The following is a 15,699-nucleotide window of genomic DNA, read 5'->3' on the forward strand; positions in this document are numbered from 1 at the left end:
CGCGGCGCGCAGTCCGGCGTCAGGCGCTGGTGCCGGCGGCTGCGCCGCCGGTGGTGTGCAGGTCGGGAGCAGCCGGCGCCTTGGGGGCGTCGGGGAGTCGGGCTGCCACCTCCGCGATGAGCGGGATCGCCTGCGCGATGCGGGCGCGGGTCGAGGCGTCCAGGGAGTCGAGCACCGCGGTCATGGCCTGGGCGCGCTGGTCGCGCCACTGCTCGACAGCCGCCCGGGCGTGCGCGGTCAGGTGCAGCCGGGCCACCCGCCTGTCATGCGGGTCGCGTTCCCGCACCACCACGTCGAGAGAGACGAGCTGGCCCACGAGCGTGGAGATGGTGTTCGGGGCGAGGCCGAGGGCAGCGGCCGCATCTGCGACGGCCAGGCCGGGGTTGCGGCGGATCGCCCGGACGAGCTCCAGCTGGGCACCGGAGAGGTCGAGCTCGGGCAGCGGCGCGCCGACGAGCCGCCGGGAGCGGCGGCGCACCAGGCCGAGGACGTCGTAGAGGTCGTCCGCGAGCAGGTTGGACGGGCTCTCGCTACGGTGCGGCTGGCTCACCCCGCCAGCCTAGTTCGCCGACGTGGCGGGCCGACCGGGTGGCGATGACTCGGCGTCTCCGCCGCCCGACGCGTGCGTGTGGCTCGCGGTCACGATCCCGGCGACGACCTCGAGCTCGGCCTCGTCGCGCGGTCCGAAGACCATGACGAAGCCGGGCGTGAGGCGGCCTCCCGCCCACGGGTGCGGAGTGCCCCAGCCACGTGCGACGACGTCGGCCGCCTGGGCAGCGGGGAGGGCGAGGTGCAGGGAGCCGTCGTGTGCCGGGTGCAGGTGGGCGAACTCCCGTGCCTGCGGAACCAGGAATGCCTCGTCGGGTCCGTCGCCGTCCTCGAGCAGGAGCCCGCGGGCGCCGGGCACGGAGATGCGGGACGGACCCGAGGAGACGCCCGCGAGGGCGCTGATCCGGGCGTAGAGCTGCTCCTGGAGCTGGGTCGGCGCGTTGTCGGACTGCTGCTGCTGCGGGATGGACCAGGCGACGTCGGGTCGCGCACCGGGACGGTGGGGGAGCGTACCGCCCGCGAGGGTGGGCCAGGCCACGTCCGCCGGGACGCCCACGGGGACCGCGCCTCGCTGCAGGACCTGCGAGAGGCGGCCCTGCGCCCACTCGGCCAGCTGTCGCACGGACGCCGGGGTGATGCCGTGGCCGCCGGGGTCGCGGTGCGCCCACGTCGGTGCGCCCGACTCGTCGAGCAGGTACGACCACGTGCGGTCGAGCAGCTCGCGGGGGATCACGTGGTCGGAGTCGCCCTGGGCGACGAACATCGGCAGGTTGGCCAGCCTCGACCGTGTGACCGGCACGCCGGCGTCGAAGGGCAGCGTGCCGTAGAGGATCGCGGCGCCGACGTAGCGCGCCGGGTCGGCGAGCACGAGTCCGCCGGCGAAGGCTGCCCCGCCGCTGAAACCGGCGAGGAGCACGGGCCGCCCGGCGGGTGCGACGCCGTCGAGCCAGGCGCGGAACCACGACATCGTGTCGGCGAGGGACTCGGCGACCGGTCGTCCGATGCCCCGGTTGGCGAACCACGCGTAGCCGCCGCCCTCGGCGATCGGGGCACGGACGGCGGCGTAGGTCGCGCCGCGGGGGAGGTGCGCGGCCAGCGAGACGATCTCGCGCTCGTGGGACCCACGGCCGTGGAGCAGGACCACCAGGGGTGCGTCGGGGTCGTCGCTCCCGGCGTACGCGACGGCGGGTGGGGCGAACGACGTGCTCATGACAGATCCTCCGAGCTAGTTGCGAGTTCAACCACCATTGCACTTGTTTGGTTGTAGCGTCAACTAAAGCGTATGATCGGCTCATGGACACGAGATGGCTCGACGACGACGAGCGTGCTGCCTGGCTCAGGCTGATGGCGCTGGTGGAGCTGCTGCCCGGGGCGCTCGACACCCAGCTGCGACGCGACTCGAGCCTGTCGCACTTCGAGTACTTCGTCCTCGCGATGCTGTCCGAGGCCCCGCACCGGACGCTGCGCATGACCCAGCTCGGGCGCCTGACCAACTCGACGCTGACGCGCCTGTCACACGTGTCGCGCCGGCTCGAGGAGCGGGGGCTCATCGAGCGGTTCCAGTGCCCCGAGGACGGGCGCGCGACCAACGCCACGCTCACCGAGAAGGGCTGGCACACCGTCGTGCAGGCGGCCCCCGGGCACGTGGGCACGGTGCGCGCGACGGTGCTCGACGCCTTGAGCCCCGAGCAGGTCGACCAGCTGCGCGCCATCGCCGACGCGGTGCTGCCGAGGCTCGACCCCGACCGGCGGCTCGCGGTCCTCTACGACGAGAGCGCCCCGGCAGAGGTCCACTCCTGACCCACGCCACGCAGGAACCCGGGGGCCCATGGTGTCGAGGGTGACTTGAGCTCTCGTTACCGAGACGCCTCCAGGAACACCAGACGTCGTTTGATGCTCAGGAACAGCGGAACAGAGTGCCCGCCTGACGTTCGAGCCGCATCGCGATGAGTCCATCGACGTGCGCGGGAAGCGTCACAACGAGCAGCACGTCCGGAAGCTCACCCGCGCGGGCCACCTGGCGGGATCACCATCTCGGCCGGCCGCGTCCACGAGTGGCGATATGAGCCACAGGTGCGCGTGGCGACCCCTGGCACGACCACTGCATCGGCGTGGCGATCGGGCCAAACTCACACCCAGTCGCTAGGCCAGGGGCCTGGCAGCCAGGGGTTCTAGACCCTTTGTCCAGCCTCACCCCCTCAGATTGGGGACCGACTTGTGCGCCGCAGCGCCCGCCAGGGCTGAGACCATCGATCCACGAGCCCGTCGTCCCCGCGACACTTCTGGGCTCGACAAGCACCGCAGCCGCCCACTGCGGCCGGTGCACAAGCGACCCGCCCACTCCCCCCACGGGCGGGTCGCGCACGTTGGCGGAGCGGCAAGGCGCCGGCCGAACCTCCCGGCCCACACCCGGGCGTCCCCCGGCGTGAGCGGTCAGCTGAGCCAACGCCGCGAGAGGGGCACGGCCCGTCCATGTCGGGGGTCAGGACGGGCCGTGCCCGGCGCCGCGGCAGATTCCCCCTGCCGGGGCGCGTAAGTGCCCACCAGGATGGGAGGTCCGGTAGGCACTCGTGCATGTTCGCAGCCTGTAGCGCGTTGCGCGGGCAAACGCGACAACTCGACCCGAGCAGATGGGCGCTGCCGCCGCCCATCTGCTCGGCAGCGTCCAGGGAGACGTCCTTCACGACGTCTGCGACCTCTGCAGCGGTCGGGACGTCGACGGCGTGCGAAACGCCTTCCGCGGAGCCGAGAGGATCTTGGGAAGCGCGGCAGACGCTGGGGGATCTCGTCGGGGAGCCGATCCGAGCGCGAAATACCACGGGAGTGTTCCCGAGGCAGCTCTGCACCCGAAACGGGAACGGCCCCGAGTCCCTGACGTGCAGAGACTCGGGACCGAACTGGTGTCGAGGGGGGGACTTGAACCCCCACGCCCGTTAAGGGCACTAGCACCTCAAGCTAGCGCGTCTGCCATTCCGCCACCCCGACAAGGTGTGCAAGGGGCTCGTGGGATTCCCTTGCGGCGAGGCGAAACGTTAGCACGGGGCCACCCGAAAAGACCAAACGGCCCCGGTCGGTGCCGGCCTCCTCGGAACGGACCCGACCCGCGGCTGCGCAGGCGGCGGCATACGCTGGCTCGCATGAGCCACGACGACGCCGACCGGACCGCGCCGACCAGCCTGGCGCCCGAGGACGAGGTCGCGCGGATCTGTGCCGAGCTCATCCGCATCGACTCGTCCAACTACGGCGACGGCTCGGGGCCGGGGGAGCGCAAAGCAGCCGAGTACGTCATGGGCGAGCTGGCCGAGGTCGGCCTCGAGGGAACGCTGCTCGAGAGCGAGCCGGGCCGAGCCACGGTGGTCGTGCAGCTCGAGGGCGAGGACGCCTCCAGGCCGGGGCTCGCCGTGCACGGTCACCTCGACGTCGTGCCGGCCAACGCCGCCGACTGGCAGGTCGACCCGTTCGCGGCCGAGGAGCGCGACGGCTGCATCTGGGGTCGCGGCGCCGTCGACATGAAGGACATGGACGCGATGATCCTCGCGAACATCCGCCACTTCGCCCGAACCGGCACCAGGCCGGCGCGCAACACGACCTTCGTCTTCTTCGCCGACGAGGAGGCGGGCGGCACGCTCGGCAGCCACTGGCTCGTCGACCACCAGCCGCAGTGGTTCGAGGGCGTGACCGAGGCCATCAGCGAGGTGGGCGGCTACAGCGTCACGGTGCCGACGCCGCAGGGCCAGCAGCGCGCGTACCTGCTGCAGACAGCCGAGAAGGGCATCGCCTGGCTGCGGCTGCACGCCCGCGGGCGGGCCGGACACGGCTCCGTGCCCAACGACGAGAACGCCATCGTGCGTCTCGCGGCGGCCATCGGCCGCATCGCCGCCCACGAGTGGCCGCGCGAGTACATCGCCTCCGTGCGCGAGCTGCTCGACGGGCTCGGCACGATGACCGGCATCCCGGCCGGCGACGACCTCGAGCCGCTGCTCGGCGCCCTCGGCGGGGCGCAGGGGTTCGTGCGCGGCACCCTGCGCGACACCGCCAACGTGACGATGCTCGAGTCGGGCTACAAGCACAACGTCATCCCACAGACCGCGTCGGCGGCCGTCGACTGCCGCTTCCTGCCGGGCCACGAGGAGACGCTCATGGCGACGATCCGCGAGCTCGCGGGGGAGCACGTCGAGATCGAGGTCGTCCACCGCGACGTCGCCCTGGAGGCTCCGTTCTCGGGCGACCTCGTCGAGTCGATGAAGCAGTCGCTGCTGCGCGAGGACCCCGAGGCCGCGATCCTGCCCTACTGCCTCTCCGGCGGCACCGACAACAAGGCGCTCGGCCGGCTCGGCATCAGTGGCTACGGCTTCGCGCCGCTGCGGCTGCCGGCCGACCTCGACTTCGCGCCGATGTTCCACGGCATCGACGAGAGGGTGCCCGTGGAGTCGCTGCGCTTCGGCGCGCGCGTGCTCGGCGACTTCCTCCGCACCTGCTGACGGGGTGCCCGGGCCTAGGGCTCAGGCCGTGCGCTCGACCCGCATGATGCGTCGGCGCAGCCACATCCGGCGCACTCCACCCTCGTAGATCACGGTGCGGGACAGCTCCCACCGGCCGTACTCGGCGTGCTCGCGCACCGCCTGCCGTGCCTGGGCCTTGGACGTGTGGCGGTCGAACGTCAGGACCCGGTACTCGTACTCCGTCATCGTCGCCATTCTGACACCAACCGTGATCCCAACGAGACCGTATGCCGTTGTGTCGCGGTCACCCTGCCGCGATACGGTCGCTGGGTCATCCGAGGTCGCCGACGTCCCTCGGCGTCGGTCACGGCGCGGGGGAGCTGCCGGGCTGGGCCCGGCGTCAAGGGCCCAGGAGGTCAACAGCATGAAGTGGAACATTCGCCGCACGGCGGCAGCAGTCATCGTCCTTCCCGTCGTCCTCGGTGCCGCCGCCTGCGGCAAGACCGACACGCCGGCCCCGGCCACCGGGCAGACGGCCACCCAGTCGTCCAGCGCCGCGACCAGCGACGCCTCGACCTCCGGTCAGCCCTACAAGGACAAGGCCTCGTTCGTCGCCGCGATGAAGGCCGCCGGCAAGAACGTCACGAGCGCCCACGTCACGATGGACATGGACGCGGCCGGGCAGAAGGTCGCCATCTCGGGCGACACGAAGCTCGATGCGGCCGACCCGGCGATGAAGATGTCCATGGACATGGGGTCGTCGACCAAGCTCGAGATGATCCTCGTCGACAAGAAGATCTTCATGAAGGGCATGCCCGGCCTCGCAGCCGGCAAGTGGGCCGTCATCGACAGCAGCTCGACCATGGGCAAGCAGCTCGCCGAGTCGCTCAACCAGGCCGACCCGACGAAGATGTACGACCAGTTCGGCGCGGCGGTCACCGACGTGAAGTACGTCGGTGAGGACACCGTCGAGGGTGACAAGGCCTTCAAGTACGACCTGACGCTCGACACCAAGGCCATGCAGGCCCAGATGCCGGCCGGCGACAAGACCAAGCTCCCCGACACCATCCAGTACACCGCGTGGCTCGACGAGAAGGACCAGCTGCGCAAGGTCACCTTCGACCTGATGGGCGTCAAGGCCAACATGACGATGGGCAAGTACGGCGAGCCCGTCGACATCAAGGCACCGGCTGCCGCCGACACGGTGAAGGCGCCGCTCTGACTCGAGACGCCCGGCGCGGGTGAACGCACCGCCAGCAACGCGTGACGGCCCCGCGGCGAGCACGGCTCGCTGCGGGGCCGCTGCGTCTGCGGCAGCCTGCGCAGCCGTTTGGCCGCCCTGATTCACTGCCCTCCGTGCTCCCGGTCGACTACCGTCGAGGCATGACTGTGGATCCCCGCTCCGCCCTCGAGCAGCTGATCGCCGCGCTGGAACGACACTTCGAGGCCGCCAACGCGAGCCGGGACCCCGACCACCCGATGGTCATGGCGGCCGCCCAGGACCTCGCCGAGGCCTTCGACGACTACGACGAGGCGCTCTACGAGGCGACCGAGGTCGCAACGCCGCTCGCCATCTACGGCGACGACTTCGACGGACACGAGGACGAGGACGGCACCGAGGGACGCGTCTACGCCGGGCTCGACTCCGACGACTACGACGATGATGACGACGAAGACGAGGACGACGACGACGACGAGGACGACGACGACGACCTCGACGACGAGGACGACGACATCGACGACGAGCTGGACGACGACCTCGACGACGATGACGACTACGAGGACGATGACGACGAGGACGACGACGACGAGGACGACGACCTCGAGGTGAGCAACGGCGCGGGTGCCCGCGCCTGACCGCCGACGCTAGGCCGACACGTCGTCGAGCGCCGCGACGATCTCCTCCGGCAGCACCAGCTCGAGGCTGGCCAGCGACGACCGCAGCTGAGTGAGGGTGCGCGCTCCGACGATCGGCGCGGCCACCCCGGGTCGGTCACGCACCCACGCCAGCGCCACCTCGCCCGGTTTGACCCCCAGTCCACGGGCAGCCATCGCCACGGCCTCGGCGACCCGGGCCGACTGCTCGCCGAGGAACCGCGAGGCGAACCCCGGGAAGTCGTCGGAGGCTGCGCGAGAACCCGACGGGATGCCGTTGCGGTACTTGCCCGTGAGCACGCCCCTGCCCAGCGGTGACCAGGGGAGCAGTCCGAACCCCAGTCCCGTCGCGGCGGGGGCGACCTCGTGCTCCGGCGTGCGGCATACGAGGGAGTACTCGATCTCGTTGGCCACCAAGGGGATTCGGGCCGCTTCGAGCAGGCTGAAGGCTCTCGCGGACTGCCAGCCGGAGTAGTTGGAGACGCCGACGTAGCGGGCCCGGCCCGAGGCCGCAGCCCACTCGAGGGCGGACAGCGTCTCGGACAGCGGCACGTCGTCGGACCACGTGTGCACGAGCCAGAGGTCGACGTGGTCGGTGCCCAGCCGTCGCAAGGACGTCTCGAGCTGGGCCATCAGCCCGCGCCTGGACACGTCGACCCGTCGCTCGCCACGGGCGCGGGAGATGCCGGCCTTCGTGCAGACGACGAGGTCGTCGCGTGGCACCGTGCCGTCGAGCAGCGCACCCAGGATGGTCTCGGCGTCGCCGCCCCCGTAGCCGTATGCCGTGTCGACGAGGTTGCCCCCGCCGTCCACGAACGCCCGCAGGTGGTCGCCGGCCTCGTGCCGGTCGACGGCGTTGCCCCAGAGCATGGTGCCCAGGGCGAGGGGGGTGACCGAGAGACCGGACGAGCCGAGACGCCTGCGCATGTCCCGAACGGTAGTGGGCGACGCCTCACTCCCGGTGGCCGCCACGGCGCGCGCCGCCCGGATAGCCTGCGCAGCATGAGGATCGGTGTGAACCTTGGCTACTGGGGACGCGGGACGACGGGCGCCGACCAGGTGGCCGTCGCTCGGGCCGCTGACCAGCTCGGCTACGACAGCGTGTGGGTGGCGGAGGCGTACGGCTCGGACAGCCCGTCGATGCTGGCGTGGATCGGCGCGCTCACCGACCACGTCGGTCTCGGCTCGGCGGTCATGCAGATCCCCGGACGCACGCCGGCCATGACGGCGATGACCGCGGCGACCATCGACACGATGTCGGGCGGCCGCTTCCGGCTAGGGCTCGGCGTGTCCGGACCGCAGGTGAGCGAGGGGTGGCACGGCGTGCCGTTCCGCAGCCCCCTGGGCCGTACGCGTGACTACGTCGAGATCGTGCGGGCGGCCCTGCGCCGTGACACCGTCACCCACGAGGGACCGCACTACCCGCTGCCGCTGCCGGACGGGCCGGGCAAGGCCCTCAAGCTGTCGGCGCGACCGGTGCGGCCCGACGTCCCCGTCTACCTCGCCGCTGTGGGGCCGAAGAACCTCGAGCTGACCGGCGAGATCGCCGACGGCTGGCTGGCGATCTTCTTCAGCCCCGAGCACGCCCAGGACCTGCTGGCCACGCTCGCGAAGGGCCGGCGTACGGGTGGCCACGGGACCGCCGAGGACCCCCTGTCCGGCTTCGACGTCGTCGCGACGACCCCCGTGGTGCTCGTCGACGACGTCGAGGAGGCGGCCAACCACGTGCGCGACTACTGCGCGCTCTACATCGGCGGGATGGGCTCGCGCGATCAGAACTTCTACAACCAGCTGGCCTGCCGGATGGGCTTCGAGGACGCAGCGGCGCGCATCCAGGACCTCTACCTCGCGGGCCGGCACCGCGAGGCCGCGGCCGCCGTGCCGCTCGAGTTCGTCGACGAGACGGCCCTGCTCGGGTCGCCGGCGCGAGTCGCCAAGCGCATCGGTCGGTACGAGGAGGCCGGCGTCACGACGCTGGCCGTCGCGGTCGGCGGCGGGATGAGCCGTGAGCAGGCGGTCGCCACGCTGAACGTCGTCGCCGAGGTCGCCGGTCTTCCCAGCGGACGTTCTGGATAGGCTGCGACATTGTGCCCTGCGGCCGCCGGACCCGTAGGGGGCGGCCTGACCTGTCCCTCTTCGCAGAAGGTTCTCCCTGACCCATGGCTGACCTCAGCTACCTCGACGCCGTCATCCTCGGCGTCGTCGAAGGCCTGACCGAGTACCTCCCCGTGTCCTCGACCGGACACCTGACGATCACGGAGCAGCTGCTCGGGCTCAAGGTCGACGACCTGGCCGTGACCGCTTACACCGCCGTCATCCAGCTCGGCGCCATCGCGGCGACGCTGCTCTACTTCTTCAGGGACATCGTCCGCTTCGCGGTGGCGTGGTTCCGCGGCCTCGGCAGCGCGGAGGCACGCAAGCACCCCGACTACGGCCTCGCGTGGGCGGTCGTCATCGGCTCGATCCCCGTCGGCATCGTCGGCTTCGCCGCGCGCGACCTCATCTCGGGCGCCCTGCGCAGCCTGTGGGTCGTCGCAGGCGCCCTCGTGCTGTGGAGCGTCGTGATGGTCGCCGCCGAGCGCATCCACGCCCGCTACGAGTCGCGAGGAGTGGTGCGTGGCGAGCACTCGGTGCGCCCGATGGACGGCCTCGTCATCGGCCTCGTCCAGTGCTTCTCGCTGATCCCCGGCGTGTCCCGGTCCGGTGCGACGATCTCCGCCGGTCTCGCCCGAGGCATCGACCGGGTCACGGCGACGCGGCTCAGCTTCTTCCTCGCGATCCCGGCGCTCACCGCGGCAGGCCTCTTCCAGGCGGTCGAGGAGAAGGACGGCCTGTCGGCCCTCGGCATCGGCCCCGTGGTCGTCGGGCTCGTGGTTGCGTTCATCGTCGCGTACGCCTCCATCGCCTGGCTGCTCAAGTTCGTCGCGAACAACAGCCTGCTGCCGTTCGTCTGGTACCGCGTCGCGCTCGGCCTGCTGCTCGTCGTGGCCCTCGCCACGACGGTCATCGCCGCCACCTGACGCGTTCACCACGTCGGCCGACGCCGTCACCCGAGTTCTGGGTGGCGGCGTCGTGCTACAGCCAGCCCGAGCGTTTGAACGCGCGGTAGAGGCCCACGCACGCCACGGCCATGACCGCCAGGACGAGGAAGTAGCCGTACTGGAACTCGCCGTTGCCGACGTGGATGCTCGCGGTCAGCTCGGGCATGTGCGCGAAGTTCATGCCGTAGATGCCGGCGATCATCGTCGGCACCGCGGCGATGGCGACCCAGGCCGAGATGCGCCGCATGTCCTCGTTCTGCTTGACCGAGACACTGGCCAGGTGGGCCGAGAGCACGTCGGTCAGCAGGCGGTCGTAGGACTCGACGTGGTCGTTGACGAGTCTCAGGTGGTCGGCGACGTCGCGGAAGAACGGCATCATCTCCGCCGGGAGCATGCCGCCCCGCCCGCGTTCCATGAACTGCGAGAGCGTGTCGGCGAGCGGCTGGCTGGCGCGGCGGAACTCGAGCACCTCACGCTTGAGCCGGTAGATCGTGTTCGCGTCGCCGCCCTCGTCGGAGGCGAACACCTGCTCCTCGATGCTTTCGAGGTCCTTGCGCACCTCGCGGTCGACGACCACGTAGTTGTCGACGACGGAGTCCATCACCGCGTGGAGCACCGTCAGCGAGCCGTGGCCCAGCCGGTCGGGCTCGGTCTCGAGCCGCTGGCGCACCCCCGCGAGCGGGTTGCCCTCGCCGTGTCGCACCGTGACGACGAACCGGTCGCCGATGAACAGCATGACCTCGCCGGTCTCGATGTCGCTCGTGGCCTCGATGTACCGCAGCGTCTTCAGCACGACGAAGACCGACGACTCGTACTTCTCGATCTTCGCCCGCTGGCGTCCGTTCACGGCGTCCTCGACGGCGAGCGGGTGCAGGTGGAGCTCCTCGTTGACGAGGGCGAACTCGTCGTCGGTGGGGTCCTTGAGACCGATCCAGAGGAAGCCGTCCTGGGTCAGGCGCAGCACGTCGAGCTCGTCGCTGAGGTCGCCGCAGCCCTGCCGCCGGCCGTTGCGGTAGATGGCCTTGTCCACGATCACTCCCCTATGTGACCACGGCTCGCTGAAAGCGGCGGTCAGGTGGGCGACGACGCGGCCGTATGCCGGGTCGGCGGGCGGCGTGCGGACGCGGATTAGGCTGGCGGGCGTGCCCACCGTCATCTTCGTGCGCCACGGGCGATCGAGCGCCAACACCTCCGGCGTGCTCGCCGGCTGGATGCCCGGCGTCTTCCTCGACGAGACCGGTGAGGCGCAGGCGGCCGCGCTCGGCCAACGGCTGGCCTCCGCCGTGCTGCCCGTCGCCGAGGTGGTCAGCTCGCCGCTCGACCGGTGTGTGCAGACCGCCGACCTGCTGGCCGCAGCCCTGCCGGCCCGCGTCGCCCGCAGCGTGCACGACGGCTTCGGCGAGTGCCGCTACGGGGCCTGGACGGGGCGTCCGATCTCCGAGCTGGCCCGCGAGGAGCTCTGGAAGGTCGTGCAGGACCGGCCGAGCGAGGCGCGCTTCCCGGACTCGGCGGCATACCCGGCCGAGTCGATGGTCGAGATGCAGGAGCGGGCGCTGCGCGCGGTCCGCGAGACCGACGCCCGCATCCTCGAGACGCACGGCAAGGACGCCGTCTGGGTGGCCGTCTCCCACGGCGACGTCATCAAGTCGATCCTGTCGCACGCCACGGGCGCGCACCTCGACGACTTCCAGCGGATCAACGTCGACCCGGCCTCGGTGAGCGTCGTGCGCTACACCAGCCGCAAGCCGTTCGTCCTGCGGCTCAACGACGTCGGCGGAGACCTCGCGGGGCTCCGGCCGCCCGAGAAGCCGGCGGCCGAGGAGGGCGACGCGGTCGTGGGCGGGGGCGCGGGTGCGCCCGACGCCGTCGGATAAGGTCGGGTCCATGACGGTCCAGGACTTCGATCCCGCTGACCGGTTCGTCGCCGGGACGGTCGGCCCGGCCGGCCAGAGGGCCTTCTACCTCCAGGCGAGCTCCGGTCCTCTCGTCGTGACCGTCGGGGTCGAGAAGCAGCAGGTGTCGGTTCTCGCCGACCGCATCAACGACGTCCTCGACCAGCTCGCGCCCGTGGCCGCTGTCGAGCCCGGTGAGCCGGGCGGTGCCCCCGAGGACACCGAGCCGCTGCAGACGCCCTTCGACGAGGACTGGCGCGTGCAGACCCTCTCGCTCGCCTGGGACGAGGACCGCCAGAAGGTCGTCATCGAGTGCCATGACCACGATCCCGACGAGGTCGACGACGAGCCCGGGGACGACGAGGTCGGACCCCTCGCGCGCAACTCGATCCGCATCAGCCTCGGGCCGGCCGAGGCCAGGGCCTTCGCGCGGCGCACGAACGCCCTCGTGGCCGCCGGCCGACCGCCCTGCCCGTTCTGCGGCAACCCGCTCGACCCCACGGGCCATGTCTGCCCGCGGGCCAATGGCTACAAGCGCTGAGCTGACTCCGCCGCCGGTCGACCTGACCGGCGAGATCGACGTCGTGGGGCGCATCACCGACTCGTCGAACCTCGCCGTGCTGGCCACGGTCTCGACGCTGCCGGGGCGCCACGTCATCTACAAGCCGGTACGCGGCGAGCGCCCGCTGTGGGACTTCCCCGACGGCACGCTCGCGGGTCGCGAGGTCGCGGCCTGCGTCGTGTCGGAGCTCGGTGGCTGGGACGTCGTGCCGCCGACGGTGATGCGCGACGGGCCGCTCGGACCGGGCTCGGTCCAGCTGTGGATCGGCGACCCGTTCGACCCGGTCGCCGACGACCGGGTCGTCGACGTCGTGCCCGAAGGGCGCACCCCGGCCGGCTGGCGCGCCGTGTTCGACGGCGAGACGCCGGGCGGCGCCTCCGTCACGGTGGTGCACAGCGGCGCCGACGACGTGCGCTCGCTCGCAGTGCTCGACGCGGCTGTCAACAACTCGGACCGGAAGGGCTCGCACTGCCTGCGCGACTCCGACGGCCGGCTCTGGGCCATCGACCACGGCGTCACCTTCTCGCCGACACCGAAGCTGCGCACCGTGCTGTGGGGCTGGGCCGGCGAGCCGCTCACCCGGGCCGACACCGGCCGGCTCCAGAAGCTGCAGCGCGCCCTCGACGACGACGCGTCGAGGGCGAGACTCGACGACCTGCTTCCCGAGCACGACGTCGACGCGCTGGCCCGACGCGTACGCGAGCTGCTCGCCCGTGGCGTGCACCCGTTCCCCGACCCCGACTGGCCGTCGGTGCCCTGGCCACCGCTCTGACCCGACCTGCCGGGGAGCGACGGGGTGGCCGTTCGACCCACGAACCCGCACGGGGTCGTCCTCGCGCCGCGGGATACAGTCTCGGGGTGAGAAGCTGGCCGATGCCGTTCATCCCGCAGGTCCCCGGCAGTGCACCCGAGGTGCGGGTCCGCGACACGGCGTCCGGCGAGCTCGTGCCCGCCGCCGGCGGCGACGCCGTGACGATCTACGTCTGCGGCATCACGCCCTACGACGCGACGCACCTGGGCCACGCCGCCACCTACGTCACGTTCGACCTGCTCGGCCGGGTGCTGCGCGACAGCGGCCACAGCGTGCGCTACGTCCAGAACATCACCGACATCGACGACCCGCTCCTCGAGCGCGCCGAGCGCGACGGTGTCGACTGGCGCGACCTCGCCACCCGCGAGATCGCCCTCTTCCGCGAGGACATGACCGCCCTCGCCGTGATCCCGCCCGACGAGTACCTCGGCGCCGTCGAGAGCATCCCGACGTTCGTCCAGCCGATCGAGAAGCTCGTCGCCGACGGGTGGGCGTATGCCGTCCCGGCGCCCGACGCGTCCCGCGAGGGCGCGCAGGACTACTACTTCGACGTCGCCAAGGACCCGCGGTTCGGGTCGGTGAGCCACCTCGACGAGGACGGCATGCTCGAGGTGTTCGAGGAGCGCGGGGGAGACCCCGACCGCGCCGGCAAGCGCAACCGGCTCGACGCGCTGCTCTGGCGCGCCCACCGTGAGGGCGAGCCCGAGTGGGATGGGGGCTCGCTCGGCTCCGGTCGCCCGGGCTGGCACATCGAGTGTGCCTGCATCGCGCTGGACCACCTCGGCGTCCCCGTCGACGTGCAGGGCGGTGGCACCGACCTCGTCTTCCCGCACCACGAGATGAGCGCTGCCCACGCCCGCGCGCTCAGCGGGTCGGCCGCGTTCGCCGGCGCCTTCGTGCACCAGGGGATGGTCGGCCTCGACGGCGAGAAGATGAGCAAGAGCAAGGGGAACCTCGTGCTCGTGTCACAGCTGCGGCGCGAGGGCGTCGACCCGATGGCCATCCGTCTCGCCCTGCTCGCCCGACACCACTCGCACGACTGGATCTGGCAGGACGACCAGCTCGTCGAGGCGCAGCAGCGGCTCGACACGTGGCGAAAGGCCTTGTCGGGCAACGGGGGTCCGGTCGCCGACCAGGCCGTCGACGACATCCGCGCTGCCCTCGCCGACGACCTCGACAGCCCCCGGGCGCTCGACGCCGTCGACCGCTGGGCCAGCCAGGCCCTGTCGCGCGGCGGCGACGACCCTGGTGCTCCCGGGGTGCTCGGTCGCGCCCTCGACGCCCTCCTCGGCGTCCGCCTCTGACAGTCGACAGAACGCGTAGTCAGTGAGCTGAGCGCTGCTTCGACCGGCGGGTCAGCGGCCGGTCTGGTCGTCGTCGCGGCCGCGGAGGTAACGCTCGAACTCGCGGGCGATCGCGTCACCGCTCGCCTCCGGCAGCTCGGCGGTGTCCTGGGCCTCCTCGAGGGACTGGACGTACTCGGCCACCTCCTCGTCGGACTGCGCCAGCTCGTCGACGCCGCGCTCCCAGGCGCGCGCGCTCTCCTCGAGGTCGCCGTGGGGCACGGTGACGCCGAGGAGCGACTCGATGCGGCGCAGCAGGCTCAGGGTCGCCTTCGGTGAGGGCGCCGCACCGGCGTAGTGCGGCACCGCCGCCCAGGCGGACACGGTGGGGATGCCGGAGTCGCTGGCGGTGTTGCTCAGCACCCCGACGATGCCGGTCGGGCCCTCGTAGCGGGACGCCTCGACGTCGAACCGGTGGATGGCGGCCTCGTCCTCGGCCGTGGCCGTCACCGGGATGGGCCGCGTGTGCGGCACGTCGGCCAGGAGCGCTCCCACGGTGACGATGGTCGTGACGCCGAGCTGCTCGGCGAGCTCGAGCAGCTCGATGCAGAACGCCCGCCACCGCATCGACGGCTCGATGCCCTGCACGAGCACGACGTCTCGGTCGAGGCCCGTCTCGGTGGCGACGAGGATGCGCGTGGTCGGCCACGACAGTAGACGCCGGCCGTCCTCCATGGAGACGCGGGGACGGTTGACCTGGAAGTCGTAGTAGTCCTCGGGGTCGAAGGCGGCCACGACCTCGGCATCCCAGACCTCAGCGAGGTGGCGGACGGCGCTCGTGGCGGCCTCGCCGGCGTCGTTCCAGCCCTCGAAGGCCGCGATGAGCACCGGGTTGGTCAGCTCCGGCACGTCCTCGAACTCCAGCACGTCATCTCCTTCACCGAGGACGCGGTCACGTCCACCCCTTCAGCCTAGGACCTGTCACCGCCGTGGGGCCGGAGTCGCCGCGCGTGCCGCGGAGGGTGCCGTCGAGCATGCCGTCGAGGGCGTCGTCGAGGCCGTCGTCGAGAGGGTCGTCGAGAGCGACTCGAGGGCGCCGCGCAGTAGGGGACAGGCTCGCGTCCGGCCACTGCCCGCCGGCACCGGCTGCCCGCAGTGCGGGCGGTGGCGCATGCGTCGCGTGAGGTCCGTAGAATCAGGGCGGTCCCGTCCCACGGCGCCCACCCGCGCCGCAGAGAGGAGCC

16 protein-coding genes and 1 tRNA gene are annotated in these 15,699 nt (G+C 71.7%); 10 read left to right on the forward strand and 7 right to left on the reverse strand.

All coding sequences use genetic code 11. From position 1 onward, the window contains the following. Positions 1-19 precede the first annotated feature (19 nt). Positions 20-550 carry a MarR family winged helix-turn-helix transcriptional regulator gene (locus tag ACFQ2V_RS11620; RefSeq protein WP_386052853.1) on the reverse strand — a complete coding sequence of 177 codons (531 nt, stop codon included), beginning with the start codon at positions 548-550 and terminating at the stop codon, positions 20-22. A gap of 9 nt (positions 551-559) precedes the next feature. Next, the gene (locus tag ACFQ2V_RS11625; protein WP_386052854.1) at positions 560-1,759 is read right to left on the reverse strand and encodes a luciferase domain-containing protein; all 1,200 of its coding nucleotides are present in this window, start codon (positions 1,757-1,759) and stop codon (positions 560-562) included. Positions 1,760-1,842: 83 nt separating this feature from the next. Here ACFQ2V_RS11625 and ACFQ2V_RS11630 point away from each other — a divergent pair, with 83 nt between their 5' ends. Continuing rightward, the gene (locus ACFQ2V_RS11630) at positions 1,843-2,349 is read left to right on the forward strand and encodes a MarR family winged helix-turn-helix transcriptional regulator (protein ID WP_386052855.1); all 507 of its coding nucleotides are present in this window, start codon (positions 1,843-1,845) and stop codon (positions 2,347-2,349) included. 1,098 nt (positions 2,350-3,447) lie between these two features. On the opposite strand, the gene ACFQ2V_RS11635 is transcribed toward ACFQ2V_RS11630, so the two are convergent. Next, positions 3,448-3,534, reverse strand: a tRNA-Leu gene (locus tag ACFQ2V_RS11635). Positions 3,535-3,686: 152 nt separating this feature from the next. On the opposite strand from ACFQ2V_RS11635, the gene ACFQ2V_RS11640 reads away from it, so the two are divergent. Next, the gene (locus tag ACFQ2V_RS11640; protein WP_386052856.1) at positions 3,687-5,030 is read left to right on the forward strand and encodes a M20/M25/M40 family metallo-hydrolase; all 1,344 of its coding nucleotides are present in this window, start codon (positions 3,687-3,689) and stop codon (positions 5,028-5,030) included. A gap of 21 nt (positions 5,031-5,051) precedes the next feature. Here the strand turns inward: ACFQ2V_RS11640 and ACFQ2V_RS11645 are convergent, their stop codons facing one another. Further along, positions 5,052-5,237, reverse strand: a complete 186-nt coding sequence (locus tag ACFQ2V_RS11645) for a DUF5703 family protein (protein ID WP_034770947.1) — start codon at positions 5,235-5,237, stop codon at positions 5,052-5,054. Positions 5,238-5,415: 178 nt separating this feature from the next. On the opposite strand from ACFQ2V_RS11645, the gene ACFQ2V_RS11650 reads away from it, so the two are divergent. Both ACFQ2V_RS11650 and ACFQ2V_RS11655 read left to right on the forward strand, forming a co-directional pair. Then, on the forward strand, positions 5,416-6,213 hold the full coding sequence (locus ACFQ2V_RS11650; protein ID WP_386052857.1) for an LppX_LprAFG lipoprotein: 798 nt from the start codon (positions 5,416-5,418) through the stop codon (positions 6,211-6,213). A gap of 161 nt (positions 6,214-6,374) precedes the next feature. Next, positions 6,375-6,848 (forward strand): hypothetical protein, encoded by a 474-nt coding sequence (locus tag ACFQ2V_RS11655; protein ID WP_386052858.1) that lies wholly within the window; start codon positions 6,375-6,377, stop codon positions 6,846-6,848. A gap of 9 nt (positions 6,849-6,857) precedes the next feature. Here the strand turns inward: ACFQ2V_RS11655 and ACFQ2V_RS11660 are convergent, their stop codons facing one another. Beyond that, positions 6,858-7,793: an aldo/keto reductase gene (locus ACFQ2V_RS11660; protein WP_386052859.1), complete on the reverse strand. Its 936-nt coding sequence runs from the start codon at positions 7,791-7,793 to the stop codon at positions 6,858-6,860. Positions 7,794-7,868: 75 nt separating this feature from the next. Between ACFQ2V_RS11660 and ACFQ2V_RS11665 the strand changes: the two genes are divergently transcribed. Together ACFQ2V_RS11665 and ACFQ2V_RS11670 are read left to right on the forward strand one after the other, a co-directional pair. After that, positions 7,869-8,942, forward strand: a complete 1,074-nt coding sequence (locus ACFQ2V_RS11665) for an LLM class F420-dependent oxidoreductase (RefSeq protein WP_386052860.1) — start codon at positions 7,869-7,871, stop codon at positions 8,940-8,942. Positions 8,943-9,025: 83 nt separating this feature from the next. Then, positions 9,026-9,886 carry an undecaprenyl-diphosphate phosphatase gene (locus ACFQ2V_RS11670; protein WP_386052861.1) on the forward strand — a complete coding sequence of 287 codons (861 nt, stop codon included), beginning with the start codon at positions 9,026-9,028 and terminating at the stop codon, positions 9,884-9,886. Positions 9,887-9,941: 55 nt separating this feature from the next. Here the strand turns inward: ACFQ2V_RS11670 and corA are convergent, their stop codons facing one another. Continuing rightward, positions 9,942-10,943 carry a magnesium/cobalt transporter CorA gene (corA, locus tag ACFQ2V_RS11675; protein WP_386052890.1) on the reverse strand — a complete coding sequence of 334 codons (1,002 nt, stop codon included), beginning with the start codon at positions 10,941-10,943 and terminating at the stop codon, positions 9,942-9,944. Positions 10,944-11,049: 106 nt separating this feature from the next. On the opposite strand from corA, the gene ACFQ2V_RS11680 reads away from it, so the two are divergent. The 4 genes from ACFQ2V_RS11680 (at position 11,050) to mshC (ending at position 14,476) form a co-directional block, all read left to right on the forward strand. Further along, on the forward strand, positions 11,050-11,781 hold the full coding sequence (locus ACFQ2V_RS11680) for an MSMEG_4193 family putative phosphomutase (protein ID WP_386052862.1): 732 nt from the start codon (positions 11,050-11,052) through the stop codon (positions 11,779-11,781). Positions 11,782-11,791: 10 nt separating this feature from the next. After that, entirely contained in the window at positions 11,792-12,340 is a 549-nt protein-coding gene (locus ACFQ2V_RS11685; protein ID WP_386052863.1) for a DUF3090 domain-containing protein, read from the forward strand. Further along, positions 12,324-13,133 (forward strand): SCO1664 family protein, encoded by an 810-nt coding sequence (locus ACFQ2V_RS11690; protein ID WP_386052864.1) that lies wholly within the window; start codon positions 12,324-12,326, stop codon positions 13,131-13,133. The genes ACFQ2V_RS11685 and ACFQ2V_RS11690 overlap by 17 nt, the downstream gene beginning before the upstream one ends. Positions 13,134-13,219: 86 nt before the next feature. After that, positions 13,220-14,476 carry a cysteine--1-D-myo-inosityl 2-amino-2-deoxy-alpha-D-glucopyranoside ligase gene (gene mshC, locus ACFQ2V_RS11695; protein WP_386052865.1) on the forward strand — a complete coding sequence of 419 codons (1,257 nt, stop codon included), beginning with the start codon at positions 13,220-13,222 and terminating at the stop codon, positions 14,474-14,476. 51 nt (positions 14,477-14,527) lie between these two features. On the opposite strand, the gene ACFQ2V_RS11700 is transcribed toward mshC, so the two are convergent. Then, positions 14,528-15,382, reverse strand: a complete 855-nt coding sequence (locus ACFQ2V_RS11700; protein WP_386052866.1) for a PAC2 family protein — start codon at positions 15,380-15,382, stop codon at positions 14,528-14,530. Between the last annotated feature and the right edge of the window lie 317 nt (positions 15,383-15,699).

The sequence above is a fragment of the Terrabacter terrigena genome (genome assembly GCF_042676085.1).
Taxonomy (GTDB): Bacteria; Actinomycetota; Actinomycetes; order Actinomycetales; family Dermatophilaceae; genus Terrabacter; species Terrabacter terrigena.

What these genes read in the sequence shown, in the direction of transcription:
- ACFQ2V_RS11625 (WP_386052854.1), bottom strand. Translation starts at nt 1,759, where the DNA reads ATGAGCACGTCGTTCGCCCCACCCGCCGTCGCGTACGCCGGGAGCGAC.
- ACFQ2V_RS11630 (WP_386052855.1), top strand. Translation starts at nt 1,843, where the DNA reads ATGGACACGAGATGGCTCGACGACGACGAGCGTGCTGCCTGGCTCAGG.
- ACFQ2V_RS11640 (WP_386052856.1), top strand. Translation starts at nt 3,687, where the DNA reads ATGAGCCACGACGACGCCGACCGGACCGCGCCGACCAGCCTGGCGCCC.
- ACFQ2V_RS11645 (WP_034770947.1), bottom strand. Translation starts at nt 5,237, where the DNA reads ATGACGGAGTACGAGTACCGGGTCCTGACGTTCGACCGCCACACGTCC.
- ACFQ2V_RS11650 (WP_386052857.1), top strand. Translation starts at nt 5,416, where the DNA reads ATGAAGTGGAACATTCGCCGCACGGCGGCAGCAGTCATCGTCCTTCCC.
- ACFQ2V_RS11655 (WP_386052858.1), top strand. Translation starts at nt 6,375, where the DNA reads ATGACTGTGGATCCCCGCTCCGCCCTCGAGCAGCTGATCGCCGCGCTG.
- ACFQ2V_RS11660 (WP_386052859.1), bottom strand. Translation starts at nt 7,793, where the DNA reads ATGCGCAGGCGTCTCGGCTCGTCCGGTCTCTCGGTCACCCCCCTCGCC.
- ACFQ2V_RS11665 (WP_386052860.1), top strand. Translation starts at nt 7,869, where the DNA reads ATGAGGATCGGTGTGAACCTTGGCTACTGGGGACGCGGGACGACGGGC.
- ACFQ2V_RS11670 (WP_386052861.1), top strand. Translation starts at nt 9,026, where the DNA reads ATGGCTGACCTCAGCTACCTCGACGCCGTCATCCTCGGCGTCGTCGAA.
- ACFQ2V_RS11685 (WP_386052863.1), top strand. Translation starts at nt 11,792, where the DNA reads ATGACGGTCCAGGACTTCGATCCCGCTGACCGGTTCGTCGCCGGGACG.
- ACFQ2V_RS11690 (WP_386052864.1), top strand. Translation starts at nt 12,324, where the DNA reads ATGGCTACAAGCGCTGAGCTGACTCCGCCGCCGGTCGACCTGACCGGC.